Below are 20,670 nucleotides of genomic sequence, written 5' to 3' on the forward strand. Positions count from 1 at the left end.
GCCACTGCCTGAACGCCTGGAACCACCCGGCAAGGACACAACGCAAGGAGGCCCATCAAAGCCATGAGTAACACAGCACAAAACCCGCTCCGCCTGCACCCGGCACCCGAATCAGCAACCGTCGAATTGCTCTATCGCATCTTCGGCGATGTCCTGATCCCGCTAGACAAAGTGCGCGAGCAGTACTTCCGCAACCTCAACGAGCAATCGTTCGTGGCCGAGATCAGCAGCGGCCGCATCCAGCTTCCCATCACCACCCTGGACACCAGCCGCAAGGCGCCGAAGTACGCCCACATCCGACACGTCGCCTCGCTGATCGACATCCGCGCCTACAAGGCCGACGAAGACATGCAGCGACAAAAGGACGATCCAACCGAGTAACACCCACAAACCGAACGGCTGCCACCACCAGCCAATGACATCACCAGGAGCACACCACATGACCGCAATTCAAATCTGCGCGTTGATCGGCCTCATCATCGGCGCTGCCCTCCTCTACTGGACCGGCTACCGGGGCGGTCTGATCGACGGCCGCATCGAAGGAATCGACGAAGGCAAAGCCATCAAGCAATCCGACAACTCAGAAGCCATCCGTAGCTTGGAGCACTCACTGATTCAAACCCGCGCTGACCTCCTACAACTTTACGGTCACTACGAGCGCGCACTGGCGGCCTCAAAACTGGGCAAGCAAGAGCATGAAATCCTACTAGCCATCGCTGAAAAGCTCCGGATCGCTGCCGAGACCTTCAGCGCCTTCCGCACCGGCAAAAAACTCGAACGCGAAACCATCGCTTTGCACGACCAGGCGCTCGCCATCGCCGCGTTGCTGGAACCTGCAAACCAGGAAGACGCAGCATGAGCGAGATCCGCACCCACTCCGGCACCCACCGTAATCCGGCTTACGCTCCACCAGCGCCTGAGGAACCAAATCGCTTTCGAACCTCGGAGGAAAGCGGCACGCAGAAGCTTCAGCACAACACCCAATCCATGACCGCTTTGCTCCGCGAGGAACCCAGCGTCGACCCAATTGAAACAAACAGTCTCTGCTGCGTAGCGGCAGGCATTATCGCCCCTATCAGCGCCACTACCGAGGTACTTATACCCCACGAAAAGCTGCGCGAGGCGCCGTCACATGAGGCAACGCTAATCGCTCAAGATCGCCCGCTCGCGCAGCTTGTGGTGGGGTATGGGCAAGTTCTAGACACGACGGCAAGTCAAGCAGAGCCCCCACAGTCGCCAGCGACTGTCTACCTGTGCCAGCACCTAAAACTTGGGACATGCCTTAGCGCTGAAACCAAGGAAGTGCAAAATGGCTAAAGAGCTATCTAACCTTTCCAAACTGTCGCGTACAGCTGGAATGGTCTACGTGGCGTGCCCTATTTGCGGATGCACTTTTGCACGCCATACAAGCCATGTGGCTCGGGTTGCAAATCCTACCTGTAGTGTCGCTTGTGCGGCTAAGGCGAGAGAGGTTCGTGTTTTCAAACCCTGCATAATCTGCGGTAAAGAAATGGAGCAGACGCCATCTGAAGCCGCAAGAGTCGTGACTTGCAGCAAGCGTTGTTCATTCGTGAAAAAGACTCGGGGCAAAGGCCATCCAGCGAAAGAACACGGCTCAGCTATTTACTTAGCAACCGTCAAAAAACTGTACGCCATTGGGCGCTGTGAAAACTGCACTACTAACATTGGGCCTTGGGCTGTGAGAGGGCTTGAATTTGATTACTCGCAGCCAGAGGTACGCCTAATTTCTGCCGGCTCGCTGTGGTGCAGATCTTGCCATTTAAAACTGGTAGCGCCGCTGGGTTCAATCGCCCGGGAAGGGAAGCGAAAACAATCCGGACTAACTACCAGAAATAACAACATTATCAATGAGCGCATTCCTAGTTCAGAGCACAAAAAAGTGGTGGCCGCATGAATACAGCTTTCATCCTTATGGCTCAATACAACGGCCGGGCCATCATCCCCCTGGAACAGGTGTGTAAGGACTACTTCACACACCTAACCAGTGATATGTTCCAGCGCAAGGTTCTGGCCGGCCAGATCAAGATTCCGATCACTCGCCTCGAATCGAGCCAGAAAAGCGCGAAGGGCATCCACATCACCGACCTTGCGGCCTACCTTGACCTGCAAAGGGAAGCCGCAGTAAAGGAATGCAATCAGCTCAACGGGCTCCGCCGAGCCAGTTAACTCACTGCTTACCCCAGGCGCCCAGCTTCACGGGCGCCTGAATGATCCTCTCTAACCACGGCCATTCGGCATAGTGGTCACCTCGCCCGCGCAGATGGGTGTATCTACGCAATGAATTCCAATCCCGATGCCCAGAAACACTGGCCACTCGTGGGATATCCCAGTCCATTTCAAATAACCGGCTCACTCCGTCGTGCCGCAGATCGTGGAAGTGCAGATCTTCAATCATCAGAAACTTGCACGCCTTTGCCCAGGCAGTGGCGATCGATGACGAGTTATAGGGGAAAATCTCTGCACGCTCCTTTGGCATGCTTTTCAGAATGCGCCAAGCTTCATCCGGGAGGTGACACCAAACATCGTTGCCAATCTTCTGGCCCGGGTTCTTCATGTCCCGCACCATCACCCGCTGACGCTCTTCATCGACGTCCTCCCAAAGCATTCGGCCGATCTCGTCTTGCCTACGCGTGGAGAACAATGCGAAGCCGGTAACTTTGAGCATGTTGATCGAACTAGGGCGACGCAGCTGAATACCCACAAAATGCTCCAGCACCTTATCCAGCTCGTCCTTGGTCGGCCGCCGATCCCGCTCGCGGCTTTTCATGTTGTAACCCAACTTTCTCAACACCTTTCGAGCGTCTGCCATCGCGTGGATATCGACCTCATACCCCCAAGCAGGCCGTGCAATCGATAGGACAGCCCCAAGGTGCGCCAGATCATTGCCGGCCGTCTGCGGCTGGACACCGCCGCCCTCTTTGCTCATACGCCAGAGTGCAAAATCCACCAATCGCTGACTGTTGATGGCGGAATCAACGGTCTGGCCAAACTCCGTCGCCGCGATAGCATTTAGAGTGGCTTCCTTGGTTTTACCCAGCGGCCGAACTTTCTCCATTTCATCCAGGTACTGCTTGATCATGTCCTGTACGGTGACGCCCTTGCGGTTCGCCCGCTCAATCGCACCAGGCTGATCTAGCTCTGCCTCACGTCGCCGCACCCACGCTTGTGCCGCCTGTTTCCGGGCGAAGGTCTGGCTCTCTTGGTAGACTTGCGCTCCATCGCGAAACAGGCGTATCTGTGCCGTGTAACTGACTGAGCCATCGGTGCGTTTTCGTGCTCTGATCGTTGCCATAGTCGACTGGTACAACTCCGAAAGTGATTGGTACATTGTACCAGCGCCATCGAAAAAACGCCTGAAAACGCCTAAAAACACGCTATAAATACGTTGAGCCAAATGGTACCAAACACCCACTCCAGCCCAGTAAACTCAAGCCCTGCGCTATCTCGGCGGTTTTCCGTTGCGCCTATGATGGATTGGACGGACCGCCATTGCCGTTTCTTCCTACGCCTCCTGTCGAAGAACGCCCTGCTCTACACCGAAATGGTCACCACCGGCGCGCTCCTCAACGGCGATCACGAACGTTTCCTTCGTCACAACGAAGCCGAGCACCCGATCGCGTTGCAGTTGGGCGGTAGCGTTCCATTGGATCTAGCCGCCTGCGCGCGCATGGCCCAGGAACACGGCTACGACGAGGTCAACCTGAACGTCGGCTGCCCAAGCGATCGGGTGCAAAACAACATGATCGGCGCGTGCCTGATGGGTCATCCGCAACTGGTGGCGGACTGCGTGAAGGCAATGCGCGACGCGGTGTCGATTCCTGTCACGGTAAAACACCGCATCGGCATCAACGGTCGGGACAGTTACGCCGAGCTATGCGATTTCGTCGGCACAGTCCGCGATGCCGGGTGCACCAGTTTTACCGTGCATGCGCGGATTGCGATTCTGGAGGGGTTGTCGCCGAAGGAGAATCGTGACATTCCGCCGTTGCGCTATGACGTGGCGGCGCAGCTGAAGGCGGATTTTCCGGAGTTGGAGATTGTGCTGAACGGCGGGATCAAGACGATGGAGGCTTGCCATGAGCACTTGCAGACTTTCGACGGGGTGATGTTGGGGCGTGAGGCTTATCACAATCCGTATTTGCTGGCGGAGGTGGATCAGCAGTTGTTCGGCAGTTCGGCGCCGGTGATCAGTCGGGCTGAGGCGCTGGCGCAGTTGCGTCCTTATATAGCCGAGCATTTGCAGGCCGGTGGCGCGATGCATCACATCACGCGGCATGTGCTGGGCCTGGGCACGGGGTTCCCGGGGGCGCGGAAATTCCGTCAGTTGTTGTCGGTGGATATTCACAAGGCCAAGGATCCGCTGGCGTTGCTGGATCAGGCGGCTGAGTTACTTGAAGGTCGTTGATTGATGGTTTGAGTGTGCGGGCGACGCATGAGCGTTGCCCGGCGTTTTGATGTACTGACAGGATGTCTTTTGTTTATGCCCGCGTTTAGTTTTTCCGGTTTCAAGCGTTACGCCTTTCTTGCCTTGTTCAGCTTCACTTCCGACGTTTATGCGCACTGCGATGGCTTTTGCATGGGCCGTACCGAGACGCCGTGGGAGGTGACGCAGTTTTCCGGGCTGTCGATCATGGTGCTGTTGCTGACGCCCTTCTCTGCCACCAACAACACCACGGAAAGCTTTAAACGCGTTTACTCCGCCGAGGAGCAGGAAGACGCGCGGCTTTATCTGGCCAGCGACGGCATGCTGCAGGCCGCGTATTTCACGTCAGCCTTGCAGCGCTATCGCCAGGAGTCGCCGGATTCGGCGTTAAATGATCTCGCCGTTGCGGCGTTGATCAGCGCTCAGTGATCAGGCGGCCGCCGCTGCTGTCCAGTTGACCCAACCAAACACCCACGTCGCCAGAATCAGCAAGCCGAACGCGATCCGATACCAGGCGAACGCGGCGTAGCTGTGGTTGGCAATAAACTTGAGCAAACCGCGCACGGCAATCATCGCGAAGATGAACGCCGTAACGAAGCCGAGGGCGAAGACTGGCAGGTCGTTGGGCTGGAACAGGTCGCGGTATTTGTAGCCGGAATACACGGCAGCGCCGACCATGGTTGGCATGGCGAGAAAGAACGAGAACTCGGTGGCGGCCTTGCGTGACAGGCCGAAAAGCAAACCGCCGATGATGGTCGAACCGGAGCGCGAGGTGCCAGGAATCATCGCCAGGCATTGTACGAAACCGATCTTCAGCGCGTCAGACCAGCGCATGTCGTCGACGTGATCGACGCTGATCACATGATTGCGCTGTTCGGCCCACAGCATGATGATGCCGCCAACCACCAAGGCAACGGCGACGGTGATCGGGTTAAACAGGTATTCGTGGATGGTGTCCGCGAACAACACGCCCAACACCACGGCGGGCAGAAAGGCGATCAGCAAGTTGAGGGTGAAGCGCTGCGCATTGCGCTCGGTGGGCAGGCCTTTGACGATGTTGATGATCTTCGGGCGGAACTCCCAGACGACGGCAAGAATGGCACCCAGTTGAATAATGATGTTGAACGCCATGGCGCGTTCGCCGCCGAATTCGAGCAAGTCGGCGACGATGATCTGGTGGCCAGTACTGGAGATCGGCAAGAACTCAGTCAGGCCTTCTACTGCGCCTAATATCAACACCTGGAAAAGGGTCCAGAAATCCATTAATCCTCCGTCAGAGCGCTCTGGGTGAGCGACCGGCTAATAACACTCAGGGGTTGAGTATCTGAAGTTACACAATTGGTTTAGTTGGAGATCAAAAGATCGCAGCCTTCGCCAGCTCCTACAGAGGAACGTATTGCAAATGTAGGAGCTGCCGCAGGCTGCGATCTTTTGATCTTGAAGAATAGTTCTTATGAATTGCCACACTCAAGCCATGTTAGTAATCGTCGGCCGACGAACTAAACGGAAAATATTTAGGCTTCAGATAGAAAAAAACTTGCCCCGCCGACAAAGTGTGATCAATATCACATTATTCAGAGATGGCCATACAATGGCAAAAGGACATAGACAAAGCCATCGCAATAGACTCAAAATAGTGGCACCATTGCATATCGCCACCATCTAAGCACTAGTTCACCACCCCGAGAAAATCAACTAAAAGCTTGAAAAGCTTATTTATTGTTAGAAAACTCGGGAGACACGTCTAAAATCCGCGTAAATGTTACCAATTGTCAGTCACAGATGAGAACCGGTGCTTTAACATCCCGATGTCAGCACTAATTCGAGTCAATGCATGATGCTCTCAGGGAACTTAGCGCCTAGAAGCCCGCGCCCCACAAATGCCGAACCCGGAGTTCTCACTCTGGGTCGCACCCGTGGCGTGGCTGAACATTTTAGAGCACTGGTAGCCCAGCATGTGCGCACCGATATGGTACTAGAGGTCAACGATTACCTTAGTTCATATCAGCAAAATGAATATTGCAGTTCATACCGTGCCATCTTCCTCGTCATCGATAGCCCGCAGGCTCTTGAGGAAAACCTCGCGTTGGTGGAAAACCTGCGAGCCGATAATTTGAAACCGATCATTTGCGCGGTCATCATCGGTCGCGGCGCCGTCAACAAGATCAAATACTATCTGGCCGGCGCGGATGTTTGTATCAAGCTCAATACCCTTTCCGATGATGGCGCTGACTTGCTGGCCGAATTCTTCAGCAGTGAAGAATGGCAGCGCGAGATCGATCTCACGCTCGACCCGACACGCATCTGTTTGATGGACAACGGCCAGAAACTCGACATCTCGTTTGCCGAGATGAAGATCCTGGAAGCGTTTGCGCACACCCGTAATCACATTCTGAGCCATGATGAAATCGCTGGCATCATGGGCCTCAATACCCATTTCTACGACCCTCGCGCGCTGGAGAAATCGATCAGCCGCTTGCGTGGAAAAATCAAGGACATGTATGGTACAAACGCGATTCAGAGCATTCGCGGCTATGGCTATCGCCTGCTGCGGGGTCTGATATCGACTGCCTGACTCAAGGGCAGCCACCCTTTTGCATACGAACGAAGGATCGTCTGATGCAACCATATAGCTCTCGTTGTACTTCAAGCCTGTCTATAAAAAAGCGATTGAATGAGCGCGACACCATAACAATAAACTTAACAACATAGCAGCAGATCGAGTGGAACTTATCGAGGGCCATTTTCGGGCCCAGACCCTGCCTGTCGATTACTTCCAAGGAAGTCATTGCTCGCCTGCCGATTTACCTTTTAGCCAATTTTGGTACGCAGTTAAGGAGAGAGACATGGAAACTAGTACAACCCTCCCCAGAAAATATTTTGTCGTCGTGACTCACAGTACAACTTCTCAACGCGAACTGGAGAGCATCTTGTCCAGTGAGCGTTTCAATTCGTTTGGCACGTCCCAGGCGCAGATGTTTGTTGAAGGCGTTGCTTCGCCGTCTTCAGCGCCAATGGTGATGGAGTTCACCTATCCAAGCGTCAGTCGAAAGAACGTCGCGCGCAGTATCGAACATGATACTCAGCGAATATTGGCCACGCTTGAATCCGAATGGCTGGCCGCACAATCAGCCAACCCTTTCCAGAGCATTCCGGTCAGCACCAGCGATAGCAGCAACAGGCCACCCGTTGTTGAAGGTGATATGCCTTGCAGCGAGACGTGGCACCTCGACAATGTTCAAGGCGCATTGGTTAAAGACGACGTCGAGATCAGTCTTACCGGCCTGGAAACAGCATTGGTCAGGAAAATGCTCAATCATGAAGAGCGGGTTGTCAGCCGCGATGAACTGATCCTGAGCATCGGTCGAGAGCCGGAACAATATCGCGGCCTGGAAATGTGCCTGAGTCGCCTGCAGGACAAATTCAAGAGCGCCAGTAAGGGTGAGCGGCTGTTTCGTGCCGTGCGCAATCGCGGTTATTGCCTGATCCAGGAAATCGTCGCGTAACCCCGGTCGATACCTGCGAACACCACAAACAGAAAAAGTGCGATTACAAAAACAACAAGAGCACTCTGTTTGGTTACACCCTCCCTGATCAGATTCAAACTCCCTGCCTCGACCCTTTCAACAGTAACAAAATCAACATCATTTATTCACCCCCTGCTCTACGACCTTTTCTAACACTGTTCTATTTAATTATTAGAAAGTTGGCATTGTGCCATCTTGTTAGAACTCGTCAGACACCATTTCAGGCAATAACTTAGTCTATTGACTGACGACAGTTCGACCTCTCGATGTTGTTACCTCCGGACACTTACAACAACAAAAACAATCCGTCTGCCTGACAACTCGGCTTTCAACTGTTGAAACCTGAATGGACGTCTTTTGGGGATATCGTATGGAACTTTCTCTTAGTATCAATCGAAGCACGGGCCTCAAGGGACTGACCTTTTGGGGCCAATGGGCGCTGGCACAGGGCTTTGTTGTAACGCTGCTGTTCATCCTCGCGGAACAGCACACCGGGACCGTCGCGTTCTACTACCGTATGTGCGCAACACTGGCAGTATTGGCCTCGGTGCCGGCTTATACGTTTAGCGGTGTTTATCGCAAACGCGATAACTATCTGACCGGTCTCGGTCGACTGTTCATGGGTTGGTCGATGACCATGGCGGCGCTGGCGTGTATTGCGTTTGTCTGCCAGGCCGATGAGCTGTTTTCGCGGCAGGTGATTCTCAGTTGGGCGGTGTACGGCTTCCTCGGTCAGGCGCTGCTGTATGCGCCGCTGCATGCGTTTTCGAAGTTCTATCAGCGTTCGCGTAAAAGTGAGCACAAGACCCTGATTGTGGGGACAGGCGAGCTGGCGCTGGGCTTGGCGAAGAAGCTCAGTCAACTGGAGAATCTGCCACTGGTCGGTTTGGTCAGCAATGGCGATGTGTCTTCGCTGGACGCCGATGCACCGCGTGTTATTGGTGCTCAGGAACAGTTGCTGGAACTGATCGAGGCCCATGATATCCGCCGCTTGTACATCACCCTGCCGCTGTGCGAAGCAGCGAAGATCGAAGCGATGTACGTCGATTTGCTGGGTGCCAACGTCGATGTGGTCTGGGTGCCTGACCTGAACAGTTTGACGCTGCTCAATCACTCGGTGAAAGTCGTGGACGGCCTGCCGGCGATCTACTTGAACGAGAGCCCGCTGACCAGTCGCCCGACGGCGGCTTTGAGCAAAAGCCTGGTGGAGAAAACCGTGGCCTTGCTGGCGATCATCGCGTTGAGCCCGATCCTGTTGATCATCGCTCTGGCGGTGAAGCTCAACTCGCCGGGTCCGGTGCTGTTCAAGCAGGATCGCCATGGCTGGAACGGCAAGGTGATCAAGGTCTGGAAATTCCGCTCGATGAGCATGCACGACGACCGCGATGTGAAGCAGGCGAGCCGCAACGACTCGCGCATTACTGCCGTTGGACGCTTCATTCGCCGCACATCGCTGGACGAATTGCCGCAACTGTTCAACGTGCTGCAAGGGCATATGGCCCTCGTGGGACCGCGTCCGCACGCGGTCGCGCACAACCATTTCTACTCGGGAAAAATCCTTGCCTACATGGCGCGTCACCGGATTAAACCGGGGATCACCGGGCTGGCGCAGATCAGCGGTTGCCGCGGTGAAACCGACACAATCGACAAGATGCAAAAGCGTGTGGAGATTGACCTGCAGTACATCAACAGCTGGTCGTTGTGGCTGGATCTGAAGATCCTAGTGAAGACGCCGTTTACGTTGTTGTCGAAGGACATTTACTGAGGCTCAACACTGCACACCGCATGGGGACGAAAGTCCCCTTTTTTGTGCCTGGGATTTGGGCTCGACGCACAAACCGGTGGGAGCTGGCTTGCCAGCGATGGCGGTGGGTCAGGCGACATTGATGCTGGATGCGCCGGCCTCATCGCTGGCAAGCCAGCTCCCACAGGGATTTGGGCGTGGTGTTGATTCTGGCTTCACCGCATAACCACTGTAGGAGTGAGCCTGCTCGCGATGGCGGTGGGTCAGGCAACAGGGATGTCGACTGCTCGGACGCTATCGCGAGCAGGCTCACTCCTACAAGGGATTTGGGGTGGGTTCGGGATTTGTGGTGTGACAAATAGCCAATGTGGGATTGAGCCTGCTCGCGATGGCAGTGGGTCAGGCAAAAGGGATGTCGACTGCTCGGACGCTATCGCGAGCAGGCTCACTCCTACAGGGGGTTTGGGGTGGGTTCGGGATTTGTGGTGTGACAAATAACCAATGTGGGAGCTGGCTTGCCAGCGATGGCGGTGGGTCAGGCGACATTGATGTTGGATGTGCCGGTGCCTTCGCGAGCAAGCTTTGCTCCTGCAGGTTTGGGTGATGGTGGTTACTCGGTGATCTTGTCGAAATTACGGTAGAACATGTCCCCTTCCCGGCTGTCGGTCATCGAGTGCAGCTGGAAGCTGCGGCTGAGTCGCGCGCCGCCGTCACGGGTCAGCGGTGCCCAGACCAGGTTGGCGCGGCGCATGGTCGACATGCTCATCATTTCGTCGAACGGAATCGACAGGTAGAGACCCTTGTCGAAACTACCCTCGCCATACTCGGCGCTGCTCGCCGTAGTGATCGTTGCCCACGCGCCAAAGCGCACACCGTTGAAAAACTCTCGCGAGATATCCAGCGTGCCGCCCCAATCCCCAGCCAGATACCGGCCCACGCTGACAGCCGCCAATGTGTCGAACGGCAGGTCCGTATACCCGGTGATATGCCCGGTCACCACCGAGTAATCGCGCAGCGCAAACCCTTGATCGAAATCACGCTGACGCACCCAGTTGATGTCCGCGCCCACCGACCAGCGTTCACCGGTCGGACGGAACAACACCTCCCCGCCCACACCGGCAAACATCGATTCCAGATACCCGCCATACACCATGCCATACAAGTCTTTATCCAACTGCTCGGCGTGGCTCACCTGAAACAACGGCATGGTCGTATTGGACGTGGTCAGGTACTGACGCAGATCCGTGCGCACACGCGGCAAACCGCTCGGCGCGTCGTAGCTGAATTTGTCGAAGTTGTTCACCAGGTTGGCACTGAGCAAACCGTTCCACCAGGTGTTGCGATTGAAACGGTACTCGGCATCGGCATCGGCAGTGAACTGATAGAGCAAACCATCCGGGCCGCCAACGTTCTGCTTGAAGCCCAGCCCCACGCCATAACTGAAATGCTGCGGCGCTTCGGTGTAGAGGGTTTTCTCGTTGTGCGGCATCGCCGGGTTGATCTCGGTGGTGCGGTGCAGCGACTGCAACGGCTCCTCGTTATTGATCACTTCACGGAAGGTCTGACGCGGCACGCTGGTTTCTTCCAGAGGCAAGTCGTAGCGCTTATTGACCACGGTGAACCAGTCGATGTCATCGCTGACACTGTTGTCGAGAATTCGGCTCGCGCGGCCGACCGCCTTGGGCGAATGGAAGTAACGCTGCTGTTCGCCATAGACGATCAGTTCGGAATCACGCTGAGTAATGCGCTCGACTTTGTAGCCGGCATTCTGCTGCAAGCGCTGCGACACGTTGGCCCAATCGACCTGCGCCATCGAGGTGGTCGGCATCTTCGCCGGCAGCGGTTCGGGTGTCGGGTCGTAGGTCTTGGCCGGGGCCTTGCGGGTGGCGAAATTGGTGTGGAAGGTAATGCCGAACATCGCCGTATTTCCACGCTCCCACGCAGCGCTGACGTCGACCGAATCCGCCACTTTGAACACCGCACCGAGGTTGATCGGCGAGTCCTGTTTGATGATGTTGTCCTTCGGCTCGTGCTTGTAATCGTTGCCTTCGTATTCGAGTTTCAGGCTGAGACGATCCCAAGGCGTCTGGTAACTCACGCCGCCGAAGAACGAAGGCCGGCCACGAAAGTACGAACCCGAGTTGACGTCACCGGTGCCTTCGAGCGCGGGCCGGGTATCGAAGCGATCACTGACATAGCCCAACGGGTTGTCGATGTCGCCGCGATTACCCAGATAACCCCAGGCGATCCCGGCACTGAAGTCGAGATTGTCGTAGCGCTTGTTGGCGACGAAAAACTCACTGGAGAACAAACCGGTACCACCGATATCTCGGAAGCCCAGCGCCACGTCGGGCAGCCAGTGGCTTTCCTGCCACAGCCGGACTTTGACGTCGACCGCCTTATCCTTATAGCTTTGACTACCGCTCAGGGCCTCCGAGCCGTAAGGCCGGTTGGTGATCGCGGTGTAGCGAAACGAGCCTTCGAGCCAGTCCAGCGGCTGCAACGACACGCTGTAGCGACTGTACGGTTCGGTGCGGTTGGCATTGACACTCAACTCGCCGGCCGGGGCCATGCGCGCCGTTGGCGTCTGCAACAGCCCGGTGCCACCGAAGTCATTCTGGGTAATGCGCGGTTCGGCGTGAACCAGTCCACAAGGCAATAACAACACAGCTGCAAAACGTAACTTCAACGAACCACCTCGGCCAGCTGCGTGGCAATAAATTCGGCCAACTGCTGATTCAGTTCAGGTAGAGGCGGATCAAGATCATCATTTTTCACCGGCACCAGAATCTTGCTGCCGGCCACGGGAAAGTGCCCGCTCTCGCGATTCCAGTGGGCAATGCCGACACGCTGCGAGGCGCCGTTGGGCTGGATCAGCCACAGGTAATCGGCCTCGGCATCGCTCAGGATCGAACAGCCTTGCAGGTAGTCGCGGGCCTCTTGTAACGGCTGATACGGCAAGTGGCACGGCTCGGCGACGGCACCGAGAACTTGCACCTCATCAACCCGCGTCGGGTAGATCAGACGATCGCCATCGTCGAGACGAATGTTGCGCGCGAAACCCACTTCCAGCGCCACCGGATCAAGGTCGGCAACCTGCCGTCCGGTGACCGGCATCTGCCGCACTTCTGCGGCAAGACGCTGCGCCAACGCCGCACGACTCGGCCGGTCGAACAGCATCGCCATGCGCTGCAACACGTCGAGATCAAACAGCACGCCGACCTTGAGTCGCGTCTGCTCCTCGATCAGCGACTGGCGCAACAGAGCGCCCGCCAGCCAGTAACCTTCGGCATTCGGTACTGCTTCGCTGATCACATCGAGCAAGCGCCCGCCGGGTGGCAAGGTGACCGGCCCGGGATTGGCGACATCGCCCGACACGGTGACGGCCGCCTGGCTGACACTCGCGACCAGCATCAGGCCCGCCGATAACATTTTCAGGCGCATCACGGCAGGTGCCTGCGATCTGGGGTCAGTTGCACAACCTTGACGCGCAACTGCGAGGTCAGCTGCTGCTCGCTCTGCAAAATGAAACCGTCACGCGGGTCGACCCAGTAACGATTGGTCGCGCTCAGGCCAATGGCCGGGGCGTCAATCTGCTCATCGACACGCAGCACGGTGTATTCCTTGTCGAGAATCTGCAGGGTCTGTTCCGAGCGGCGAGAGAAGCGGCTGTTGACGATCACCCCGACTTCCTGGCCCTTGTAGAGGTCGATCCAGCGTCGCGTGGTGAAGCCGTCCGCGACGTGCTGCAGACCCTGTTTGAACGGCGAGTCATCGGCCAGGCGCGTGCCGTCGAGATCGCCCTCCAGGCCCAGGCCGATACTGCGTACAGCCAGACCATTGCGCAGCAACAGCACTTGTTTGCCGGACGCGACCCAGAACTGCAGGTCTTCGCGCTCACGCACCAGCGCCAGCACCCCGGAGCCGGACGGCGTGGTCAGTTTCAGTTGCGGGTAATTGACTCCGGCCACTTCGGCTGCACTTACGTCCACTTCATCCGGGCCGACGACTGCGGCCTTGAGGTTGTTCAAGGACGCGCTCATCAACGGGTTGCAACCACACAGCAACGAGGCCGCCATCAGGCACAGGCCAACTTTCAGAATGTTCAAAGTCGGCGACCTTATTTGCTGTTGTTACTGTATTCGCTCCAGTTCTTCGCAGCGGAAGCACCCGTGCCGACAATCGATGCCGACGGCACCAATTGACTGATCAGGCGGTTCCAGCGAGTCACGTTGGCAGGCCCGACATACACCACGTCCTGCGGGCGGACTTCAAAGTGCGAGGCCAGCGCCATGGCGGTCGGCGATTCGGCTTCCAGCTGATAAATCTTGGCCGGCTCGACATCAAGGTTTTCCACGCCACGAATGACGTACACCGCGTTGCCGTTGGAGGTGGTCTGGCTCAAGCCACCGACCGAACCGAGGACATCGGTGAGGTTCATGGTCGCGGTCTTGAAGCTCAGCGCGCGCGGCTGGTTGACCTCGCCCATCACGTAGATGCGCTTGTTGTCGTTGTACGGCAGATAGAGTTGGTCGCCACCCTTGAGGTAGACGCCCTGCAACTCGGAATCCTGTTGATTGAGCGAATCAAGATTCAGCGGATAAGTGCGCCCGTTGCGCGTCAGCAACAGCCCGGACAAATCGGCGTTGTTGGTATCGATACCAGCCGAACCGAGCGCTTCGACCACGCTCAGCGGATTGGTGGAAATCGCTTGCGGGCCGGCCTTGGCCACGGCGCCGGTGACCACCACTTTCTGGCTGGCGAAACGCAACACGGCGACGTCCACTTGTGGCTCGGCGATGAACGCCGACAGTCGCTGTTCGATGTCCGAACGCAGTTGCTGGATCGTCCGGCCGGCGGCCTGGACTTCCTTGATGAACGGGTAGTACAGCGTGCCATCGGAACGCACCAGTCGGCCGTTGGCATCGATCTGTTGTTGCGCGCCCGATGGCGCGGTCAGCTCGGGGTGATCCCACACCGTGATGTACAGGACATCGTTGTTGCCGATGCGGTACTCGGCAGGTGTCACCAACAGCTCCGCCGGCAACGACTCACGCTTTTGTGTGGCGCGGTTCATGGCGATCAGCTTGGGGGTGATCGGGATCAGTTCGACCCGGCTGCTTTCACTGGCGCCCTGGCGCGTGATGCTGCCGGTGCTGAGGTATTGACCGGGGGAAAACATGCAACCTTGCAAAGCGAGACTTGCCAACATTAAAAGATAAACACTACGAGTCATAATGGCACTACGCTATTCAAGGGCGAATCCAAAAACAAAGTCACCCGACTTGCGTCGGGCGACCCTGTACTGCACTAACAGAACTTCCTGTTAGTTATGCGTGCCGGTTGTACCGGTGGTACCCGTTGTACCGGTGGTACCGCCGTTGGCACTGCCACCGCTGTTAGACGCCGCGACTGCACTGGCGACCATTGCAGTACTGGCTGCCGGCGCTTGAGAAGCCGCCACATTGCCACCTACATTGGTCACCGCAGTAAGCGGTGCTTCAGCGGCGGCAGCCCAGTTGCTCAACATCGTCAACAGGGCAACTGCCATCACTTTTTTCATAACAACTCCTTTCTAACATTCGATCTGTTAAAAAACCGATCTGTGTTAGCGGTGGTAGCGTTCAAGTCCGCAAAAAGCGCGAACATGATCCGTTGTTCTTTCACAGTCTTACCCAACTGATAAAAGTCGAACGGCAGGTTTATATCTACGGACTTGCAAAAGGCATTGCCAGTGTAATTTCCCGACGTTATCTAACAACCTGACTGAAAATAACATTGGACTAAATGGCCATCATCGCAAGTAACCATTGGGATGGCTGGATTGCCAGCGCCAGGTGTCGGTGACCATATCCTGCAAACTGCGCGTGGCCTTCCAGCCCAGCTCTTTGGCAGCCTTGGAGGCATCGGCCCAGCTCTCGGCGATATCACCGGAGCGGCGCGGCATCATGCGATACGGCACCGGTTGGCCACACGCCTGCTCGAAGGCGTGCAGCACTTGCAACACGCTGTAGCCATCGCCGGTGCCGAGGTTCCAGGTGTGAATGCCGGTGCGTCCGGCGATCGACTGCAAGGCCTTCAAATGGCCGTCCGCCAGATCGACCACGTGGATGTAATCGCGCACACCGGTGCCATCGACCGTGGGGTAGTCGTTGCCGAAGATCGACAGCTCTTGCAGGCTGCCCACGGCCACCTGGCTGATGTAAGGCACCAGATTGTTGGGGATACCGTTGGGGTCTTCGCCCATGTGGCCGCTGTCGTGGGCGCCGATCGGGTTGAAATAACGCAACAAGGCGATGCTCCAGCGCGGCTCGGCCTGACTCAGATCGCGCAAGACGTTTTCTACAATCAGCTTGGACTGGCCGTAAGGGTTGGTCGGCGTACCCGTGGGGAAATCCTCGCGGATCGGCATTTGCTCAGGCTCGCCATAGACGGTGGCCGATGAACTGAATACCAGGCGAAACACCCCCGCCGCCGCCATCGCCTGGCACAGCGTGATGCTGCCGCTGACGTTGGTCTCGTAGTACTCAAGCGGCTTGCGCACGCTTTCGCCCACCGCCTTCAGGCCGGCAAAATGCAGCACCGCCTCGATGCTGTGCTCGCGAAAAATCCGGTCGAGCAGTGCCCGGTCGCAGACATCGCCGCGGATCATCCAGGCACTCTTGCCGCAGATGGTTTCAACGGCATGCAATGCCGCTTCGCTGCTGTTGCAAAGATTATCCAGTACGACAACTTCATAACCTGCTTCAAGCAGTGCAAGTGTGGTGTGCGAGCCGATATAGCCGGCGCCACCCGTTACCAGAATCTTCATGGCGAGGTCCGTCTTTGGATGAGTGACAAATAGCGTGTCAAGCCTCAATTGCTGAAGGTGTGTTGCACTCCACACAAACAAGGCGACAACAACAGAAAACAAATTCAGTTCAATGACTGGCGAAAAATATTTTTGCAAGTCACACTGTATTCGCCGCTACTTATTAGCACCGCTAGTGCACTCATCACTATCAACAGATACCGACTAAAAATAACTAATAACACACTTGCCGACATCTCATAACATTGTCAGGTTTAACCACCACTGTTCATTGCCATTAACAACCTGAGTCAGGTATTAAAGCAGTCGTTCAATACCCATTGAAACTTGCACGCACTTAATGAGTGCGCGCATTCGTTGCCTGTGTTCCATGACTGTCCAGGATACTTTTATGATTCGTAAATGTTTGTTCCCCGCTGCCGGCTATGGCACGCGTTTCTTGCCGGCGACCAAAGCCATGCCCAAAGAAATGTTGCCGATCGTCAACAAGCCGTTGATCGAATACGCCGTTGAAGAAGCGCGGGACGCCGGCCTGCAACACATGGCCATCGTCACTGGCCGCGGCAAGCGCGCGCTGGAAGACCATTTCGACATCAGCTACGAACTCGAACACCAGATCCGAGGCACCGAGAAAGAGAAATTCCTCGCCGGCACCCGCGAGCTGATCGACACCTGCACCTTCTCCTACACCCGCCAGGTGGAAATGAAGGGCCTGGGCCACGCGATTCTCAGCGGCCGCCCGTTGATCGGCGATGAGCCGTTTGCCGTGGTGCTGGCCGATGACCTGTGCCTGAACCTGGAAGGTGACGGCGTCCTGACGCAGATGATCCAGCTGTACAAGAAATTCCGCTGCTCGATCGTCGCCATCCAGGAAGTCCCGGCCGACCAGACTCACAAGTACGGCGTCATCGCTGGCGAGCTGATCTCTGACGGCATCTACCGGGTCAACAACATGGTGGAAAAACCGGCCCCACAAGATGCGCCATCGAACCTGGCGATCATCGGTCGCTACATCCTCACGCCGGACATTTTCGACCTGATCGCCGACACCCAACCGGGCAAGGGCGGCGAAATCCAGATCACCGACGCGCTGATGAAACAGGCGCAGAACGGTTGCGTGCTGGCTTACAAGTTCAAAGGCATGCGCTTCGATTGCGGAGACGCCGAGGGTTACTTGCAGGCGACCAACTTCTGCTACGAAAACGTCTATCTCAAGGGCCGCTGAGACGGCTCCGCTCCTTACTCCACGAGGCCACCATGAACATTGCACAACATTCCGTAGAGATTGAACGCGAGGTGGGCAACCTCGGGGTGATCAATTGGTTGTCGCGCCACCAGCCGTTGCCCAGCGCCAACGAATCCTGGTTGGGCACGATTTTGCTGGTGGAGCGCATCGGTGTGTTTCCCGCATCGGGAGATATCCGCCGGCCGATGCGCGACCCCTACCCCCTGCTCGCGCATTTGAAGGCAATTTACGCAGAGCAAGCCCTGGAAATCGATGACGGCGATGGGCTGAAAGTGATCTTCAGCGACTGGCGTTTTCGCGTGCGCATCTGCTGCAACGACCCGGCGATCATCATCAACGTGGAAACCCGTTGCGATACACGCTTGATGCCGCAAAAGCTCACGGAACTGCTCGATCAGATCGACACGTTCACCGACGCCTGAACTGTCCCCTGTAGGAGCTGCCGAAGGCTGCAATCTTTTGATCCTGTTTTTAAAAGACAAGATCAAAAGATCGCAGCCTTCGGCAGCTCCTACAGAGGCTAGTTATTGCAGCGTATGTGGGTGCCGGTGATCCAGGCGTAGAAGTAATCGGCAATGACCTTGCCGCCCGTGGCCGGCACGGGATGAATCTTGTCCGGGCCGATCATTGCAGCGGCATACCGCTTCACATCGGGACCGAAGGCGCATTGCAGATTGGTGTACCCCAGACGCTGCTCACGCGCCCAAGGCGCCAGCACCTGCGCATACGCCGACATCGGGTAAGCGCTGGAGCGCGTGGTGTCCTGACGCATGATCAGGTTGATGCTCGCCTGCGGTTGAATCTCGCGCAGCATGCCCACCAACCCCTGAACATTCTGCAAGTACTGCGCAGGTTTCACGCCGAAACCCTGATCGTTGCCACCGAGCATGATCAGGTACACATCGGCGGGGATCTTCGACACGGCGGCTTTCCACTGAGTCTGCCACTGCGGATCCTTGTGATAAAAGTCTGCCGAGGCCGCACCGGAGGCTGCCAGTTTCGACACGCGTACACCGTTCTGATCGTTGCTCATCCATAGGCCGAACAACGTGGGCGCGCCCTTCACCACTTCCAGTTTGAACGACCAGTCTTTCGCAGCGGAGAGCCCCGTGAGCGCTACCTCCTGAACGCCTGAACCTTCAATTTTAAGGGGCTGCCAGTCTTGTGCGGGTGACCAGCGATAGCGGATTTCGCTGGGTTCGCCATTGCCCAGGTAAAGCAATTTCGCCTGGGTAACCGCTGTATCGATGCGCGGCGAAGGACTGGCATCCACCTGCAACCAAGCGCCGGGACGGCCTGTCACCGTGCGACTGTCCGGGCTCGCCTGCCCCAGATCGGAAACTTTCCAGCCACCGGCAAAATACTTCTCACTGCTGCGGGTGTATTTGAAATGCGTACCGCCCAGCGCTGCGCCGTGATTGAACCCGACATAACCGGGCCCGGCAAAACCGACCTCCCCGGCCACGCGCTGCACCAGTTTGTTCAGATAGAAATCCTGCCCGGCGCTGTAGCTGTCGCCAATCACCGAGACCGACAACACCTTACCCGCCTTACCTTCACGCCACTGCGCAAAACGCTCACGCGCATCGCCCACCTCAACTACCGACGCTGCAACGGGTTGCGCGTCATCCACTGCCAACATGCAAAATCTCCTTCAGCCCGTAAGGGCCACTTCGCGAGCAGGCTCGCTCCCACAGGTATTGTGGTCATCCGCTAAATTCATTCACACCTGATAAACCTGTGGGAGCTGGCCTGCCAGCGATGGGGTCCGGTCAGACACAGATGCATTGCCTGACAAAACGCCATCGCTGGCAAGCCAGCTCCCACAGGGATTGTTTGACTACAGAGATGATTGGGTCTGCACCACCGGTACGATAGGCACCACCGGTTTCTTCTTCGCCGCGCGTTCGCCAAGGAACAGCACCGAGGTGAAATTGAACCGGCTGAAAATCATCGACAACACCACCGGTCCCAACAACCCGAAGCTCAACCCGCCCAACACCAGCAGGCTCTCATCCTTCACCCCCAAACGTCCCAGCACAAAGCGCGAGGTCGCCGCGAACAGCACGTGGAACAGGAAAATCGCATAGGAATACCCGCCCAGCCAAGTCAGCGCTTTCGAGCGCATATCACTCGACAGCAATGCGATGCACGACACACAGCCCACGGTCAGCCCAATCAGACTACGACGATCAACAATCAACTCGCGATCAATCGCCGCCACGTACAGCAACGTCAACGAGATCAGCACAAAAACCAACGGCCCGATCACCTTGAACGTCTGCTTCAACCGGTCGACGTTTTCCTGGCCAATCATTCCCGCGACAAAAAACGGCAGCAGGTAAATCGCGCCATTGATCCCGAACGCATCGAACTTGAACGGCGGCAGCAGAAACAACAGCGCCGCAAACACGAACAAGCCATACAAGCGCGTCGCCGAACGCAGCATCCCGCGCCACTCCAGCAGCCCGACGAACATGAAAATGATGAACACCGCCTGCAGGAACCAGAAGTGGTTGATCGGCACCCAGAACGATAACAACGCGTCGATCACGCCGACGTCCTTGTTGACCCCCGGCCCCACCGCCTGCAGCACCGAAAACGGCACACCGACGCAAAACAGCGGCACGATCAAGCGTCGTACCTTGCCGCTGAAGAACGCGGAAAAGTCATTGCCGCGAATTTTGTAGATCGAATAGATGTACCCGGAGATGAAGGTGAACAGCGGCATGCGCACGTACACCATCGAATCGGCAATCACCCGGAACGGCGAACCGATGTCGATCTTCAACCCGCCGCCCAACGGCCCGATGACGTGATAGAGCACCAGCAGCAGGCACGCCAGGCCGCGCAGGGTTTCGATCTCCAGGGACTTTTTCTTGCTCGACATAAAGCACC

Annotated in this window: 22 protein-coding genes; 12 read left to right on the forward strand and 10 right to left on the reverse strand. The window is 56.8% G+C overall.

Features of this window, described 5'->3' with window-relative positions; all coding sequences use genetic code 11:
• Positions 1-63: 63 nt before the first annotated feature.
• Genes PMI37_RS27825 through PMI37_RS27840 form a run of 5 tightly spaced genes read left to right on the forward strand, consistent with a single transcriptional unit; the run spans position 64 to position 2,187 of the window.
• On the forward strand, positions 64-381 hold the full coding sequence (locus tag PMI37_RS27825) for a pyocin activator PrtN family protein (RefSeq protein WP_008087667.1): 318 nt from the start codon (positions 64-66) through the stop codon (positions 379-381).
• A 58-nt stretch (positions 382-439) separates the two neighbouring features.
• Positions 440-859 (forward strand): hypothetical protein, encoded by a 420-nt coding sequence (locus PMI37_RS27830; RefSeq protein WP_008087668.1) that lies wholly within the window; start codon positions 440-442, stop codon positions 857-859.
• Positions 856-1,317 carry a hypothetical protein gene (locus PMI37_RS32100; RefSeq protein ID WP_008087669.1) on the forward strand — a complete coding sequence of 154 codons (462 nt, stop codon included), beginning with the start codon at positions 856-858 and terminating at the stop codon, positions 1,315-1,317. The genes PMI37_RS27830 and PMI37_RS32100 overlap by 4 nt, the downstream gene beginning before the upstream one ends.
• On the forward strand, positions 1,310-1,915 hold the full coding sequence (locus tag PMI37_RS31950) for a hypothetical protein (protein ID WP_008087670.1): 606 nt from the start codon (positions 1,310-1,312) through the stop codon (positions 1,913-1,915). Before PMI37_RS32100 ends, PMI37_RS31950 begins: the two co-directional genes overlap by 8 nt.
• Positions 1,912-2,187 carry a pyocin activator PrtN family protein gene (locus PMI37_RS27840; protein WP_008087671.1) on the forward strand — a complete coding sequence of 92 codons (276 nt, stop codon included), beginning with the start codon at positions 1,912-1,914 and terminating at the stop codon, positions 2,185-2,187. The genes PMI37_RS31950 and PMI37_RS27840 overlap by 4 nt, the downstream gene beginning before the upstream one ends.
• Before the next feature lies 1 nt (position 2,188).
• Here PMI37_RS27840 and PMI37_RS27845 read toward each other — a convergent pair whose 3' ends face one another.
• Entirely contained in the window at positions 2,189-3,313 is a 1,125-nt protein-coding gene (locus tag PMI37_RS27845) for a site-specific integrase (RefSeq protein ID WP_045123329.1), read from the reverse strand.
• A gap of 102 nt (positions 3,314-3,415) precedes the next feature.
• On the opposite strand from PMI37_RS27845, the gene dusA reads away from it, so the two are divergent.
• Entirely contained in the window at positions 3,416-4,426 is a 1,011-nt protein-coding gene (gene dusA / locus PMI37_RS27850) for a tRNA dihydrouridine(20/20a) synthase DusA (protein WP_081500550.1), read from the forward strand.
• A 75-nt stretch (positions 4,427-4,501) separates the two neighbouring features.
• On the forward strand, positions 4,502-4,873 hold the full coding sequence (locus PMI37_RS27855) for a DUF2388 domain-containing protein (RefSeq protein WP_008087674.1): 372 nt from the start codon (positions 4,502-4,504) through the stop codon (positions 4,871-4,873).
• Here the strand turns inward: PMI37_RS27855 and PMI37_RS27860 are convergent, their stop codons facing one another.
• Entirely contained in the window at positions 4,874-5,707 is an 834-nt protein-coding gene (locus PMI37_RS27860) for an undecaprenyl-diphosphate phosphatase (RefSeq protein ID WP_008087676.1), read from the reverse strand.
• Between the two features lie 571 nt (positions 5,708-6,278).
• Here PMI37_RS27860 and PMI37_RS27865 point away from each other — a divergent pair.
• The 3 genes from PMI37_RS27865 (at position 6,279) to PMI37_RS27880 (ending at position 9,736) form a co-directional block, all read left to right on the forward strand.
• A complete protein-coding gene (locus PMI37_RS27865) occupies positions 6,279-7,019 on the forward strand; it encodes a winged helix-turn-helix domain-containing protein (protein WP_008087678.1) in 741 nt (246 codons plus the stop codon).
• 271 nt (positions 7,020-7,290) lie between these two features.
• Complete coding sequence (locus PMI37_RS27875; protein WP_008087680.1) at positions 7,291-7,950, forward strand: winged helix-turn-helix domain-containing protein; 660 nt, start codon at positions 7,291-7,293, stop codon at positions 7,948-7,950.
• Positions 7,951-8,341: 391 nt separating this feature from the next.
• Positions 8,342-9,736 carry an undecaprenyl-phosphate glucose phosphotransferase gene (locus PMI37_RS27880; RefSeq protein WP_008087682.1) on the forward strand — a complete coding sequence of 465 codons (1,395 nt, stop codon included), beginning with the start codon at positions 8,342-8,344 and terminating at the stop codon, positions 9,734-9,736.
• Positions 9,737-10,325: 589 nt separating this feature from the next.
• Here the strand turns inward: PMI37_RS27880 and PMI37_RS27885 are convergent.
• From PMI37_RS27885 to galE, 6 genes are all read right to left on the reverse strand, one after another.
• Positions 10,326-12,404 (reverse strand): YjbH domain-containing protein, encoded by a 2,079-nt coding sequence (locus PMI37_RS27885; protein ID WP_008087685.1) that lies wholly within the window; start codon positions 12,402-12,404, stop codon positions 10,326-10,328.
• Positions 12,401-13,159 (reverse strand): capsule biosynthesis GfcC family protein, encoded by a 759-nt coding sequence (locus PMI37_RS27890; RefSeq protein WP_008087687.1) that lies wholly within the window; start codon positions 13,157-13,159, stop codon positions 12,401-12,403. Before PMI37_RS27890 ends, PMI37_RS27885 begins: the two co-directional genes overlap by 4 nt.
• Positions 13,159-13,824 (reverse strand): YjbF family lipoprotein, encoded by a 666-nt coding sequence (locus PMI37_RS27895; protein ID WP_008087688.1) that lies wholly within the window; start codon positions 13,822-13,824, stop codon positions 13,159-13,161. The genes PMI37_RS27890 and PMI37_RS27895 overlap by 1 nt, the downstream gene beginning before the upstream one ends.
• 11 nt (positions 13,825-13,835) lie before the next feature.
• Complete coding sequence (locus PMI37_RS27900) at positions 13,836-14,897, reverse strand: polysaccharide biosynthesis/export family protein (protein ID WP_052635322.1); 1,062 nt, start codon at positions 14,895-14,897, stop codon at positions 13,836-13,838.
• A 144-nt stretch (positions 14,898-15,041) separates the two neighbouring features.
• Positions 15,042-15,278: a hypothetical protein gene (locus tag PMI37_RS27905; RefSeq protein WP_007910552.1), complete on the reverse strand. Its 237-nt coding sequence runs from the start codon at positions 15,276-15,278 to the stop codon at positions 15,042-15,044.
• Between the two features lie 231 nt (positions 15,279-15,509).
• Positions 15,510-16,526, reverse strand: coding sequence for a UDP-glucose 4-epimerase GalE (gene galE / locus PMI37_RS27910; protein ID WP_008087692.1), 1,017 nt, complete (start codon positions 16,524-16,526; stop codon positions 15,510-15,512).
• 391 nt (positions 16,527-16,917) lie between these two features.
• On the opposite strand from galE, the gene galU reads away from it, so the two are divergent.
• The gene (gene galU, locus PMI37_RS27915; RefSeq protein WP_008087693.1) at positions 16,918-17,751 is read left to right on the forward strand and encodes a UTP--glucose-1-phosphate uridylyltransferase GalU; all 834 of its coding nucleotides are present in this window, start codon (positions 16,918-16,920) and stop codon (positions 17,749-17,751) included.
• 32 nt (positions 17,752-17,783) lie between these two features.
• Positions 17,784-18,194 carry a hypothetical protein gene (locus PMI37_RS27920; protein WP_008087695.1) on the forward strand — a complete coding sequence of 137 codons (411 nt, stop codon included), beginning with the start codon at positions 17,784-17,786 and terminating at the stop codon, positions 18,192-18,194.
• Between the two features lie 98 nt (positions 18,195-18,292).
• Here the strand turns inward: PMI37_RS27920 and PMI37_RS27925 are convergent, their stop codons facing one another.
• Together PMI37_RS27925 and PMI37_RS27930 are read right to left on the reverse strand one after the other, a co-directional pair.
• Complete coding sequence (locus PMI37_RS27925) at positions 18,293-19,414, reverse strand: SGNH/GDSL hydrolase family protein (RefSeq protein ID WP_008087697.1); 1,122 nt, start codon at positions 19,412-19,414, stop codon at positions 18,293-18,295.
• A gap of 198 nt (positions 19,415-19,612) precedes the next feature.
• Positions 19,613-20,662, reverse strand: coding sequence for an acyltransferase family protein (locus PMI37_RS27930; RefSeq protein WP_008087699.1), 1,050 nt, complete (start codon positions 20,660-20,662; stop codon positions 19,613-19,615).
• Between the last annotated feature and the right edge of the window lie 8 nt (positions 20,663-20,670).

Origin of the sequence: Pseudomonas sp. GM80 (assembly GCF_000282515.1) — a bacterium.
Classification (GTDB): domain Bacteria; phylum Pseudomonadota; class Gammaproteobacteria; order Pseudomonadales; family Pseudomonadaceae; genus Aquipseudomonas.

What these genes read in the sequence shown, in the direction of transcription:
- PMI37_RS27825 (WP_008087667.1), top strand. Translation starts at nt 64, where the DNA reads ATGAGTAACACAGCACAAAACCCGCTCCGCCTGCACCCGGCACCCGAA.
- PMI37_RS27830 (WP_008087668.1), top strand. Translation starts at nt 440, where the DNA reads ATGACCGCAATTCAAATCTGCGCGTTGATCGGCCTCATCATCGGCGCT.
- PMI37_RS32100 (WP_008087669.1), top strand. Translation starts at nt 856, where the DNA reads ATGAGCGAGATCCGCACCCACTCCGGCACCCACCGTAATCCGGCTTAC.
- PMI37_RS31950 (WP_008087670.1), top strand. Translation starts at nt 1,310, where the DNA reads ATGGCTAAAGAGCTATCTAACCTTTCCAAACTGTCGCGTACAGCTGGA.
- PMI37_RS27840 (WP_008087671.1), top strand. Translation starts at nt 1,912, where the DNA reads ATGAATACAGCTTTCATCCTTATGGCTCAATACAACGGCCGGGCCATC.
- PMI37_RS27845 (WP_045123329.1), bottom strand. Translation starts at nt 3,313, where the DNA reads ATGGCAACGATCAGAGCACGAAAACGCACCGATGGCTCAGTCAGTTAC.
- dusA (WP_081500550.1), top strand. Translation starts at nt 3,416, where the DNA reads ATGGTACCAAACACCCACTCCAGCCCAGTAAACTCAAGCCCTGCGCTA.
- PMI37_RS27855 (WP_008087674.1), top strand. Translation starts at nt 4,502, where the DNA reads ATGCCCGCGTTTAGTTTTTCCGGTTTCAAGCGTTACGCCTTTCTTGCC.
- PMI37_RS27860 (WP_008087676.1), bottom strand. Translation starts at nt 5,707, where the DNA reads ATGGATTTCTGGACCCTTTTCCAGGTGTTGATATTAGGCGCAGTAGAA.
- PMI37_RS27865 (WP_008087678.1), top strand. Translation starts at nt 6,279, where the DNA reads ATGATGCTCTCAGGGAACTTAGCGCCTAGAAGCCCGCGCCCCACAAAT.
- PMI37_RS27875 (WP_008087680.1), top strand. Translation starts at nt 7,291, where the DNA reads ATGGAAACTAGTACAACCCTCCCCAGAAAATATTTTGTCGTCGTGACT.
- PMI37_RS27880 (WP_008087682.1), top strand. Translation starts at nt 8,342, where the DNA reads ATGGAACTTTCTCTTAGTATCAATCGAAGCACGGGCCTCAAGGGACTG.
- PMI37_RS27890 (WP_008087687.1), bottom strand. Translation starts at nt 13,159, where the DNA reads ATGCGCCTGAAAATGTTATCGGCGGGCCTGATGCTGGTCGCGAGTGTC.
- PMI37_RS27900 (WP_052635322.1), bottom strand. Translation starts at nt 14,897, where the DNA reads ATGTTTTCCCCCGGTCAATACCTCAGCACCGGCAGCATCACGCGCCAG.
- PMI37_RS27905 (WP_007910552.1), bottom strand. Translation starts at nt 15,278, where the DNA reads ATGAAAAAAGTGATGGCAGTTGCCCTGTTGACGATGTTGAGCAACTGG.
- galE (WP_008087692.1), bottom strand. Translation starts at nt 16,526, where the DNA reads ATGAAGATTCTGGTAACGGGTGGCGCCGGCTATATCGGCTCGCACACC.
- galU (WP_008087693.1), top strand. Translation starts at nt 16,918, where the DNA reads ATGATTCGTAAATGTTTGTTCCCCGCTGCCGGCTATGGCACGCGTTTC.
- PMI37_RS27920 (WP_008087695.1), top strand. Translation starts at nt 17,784, where the DNA reads ATGAACATTGCACAACATTCCGTAGAGATTGAACGCGAGGTGGGCAAC.
- PMI37_RS27925 (WP_008087697.1), bottom strand. Translation starts at nt 19,414, where the DNA reads ATGTTGGCAGTGGATGACGCGCAACCCGTTGCAGCGTCGGTAGTTGAG.
- PMI37_RS27930 (WP_008087699.1), bottom strand. Translation starts at nt 20,662, where the DNA reads ATGTCGAGCAAGAAAAAGTCCCTGGAGATCGAAACCCTGCGCGGCCTG.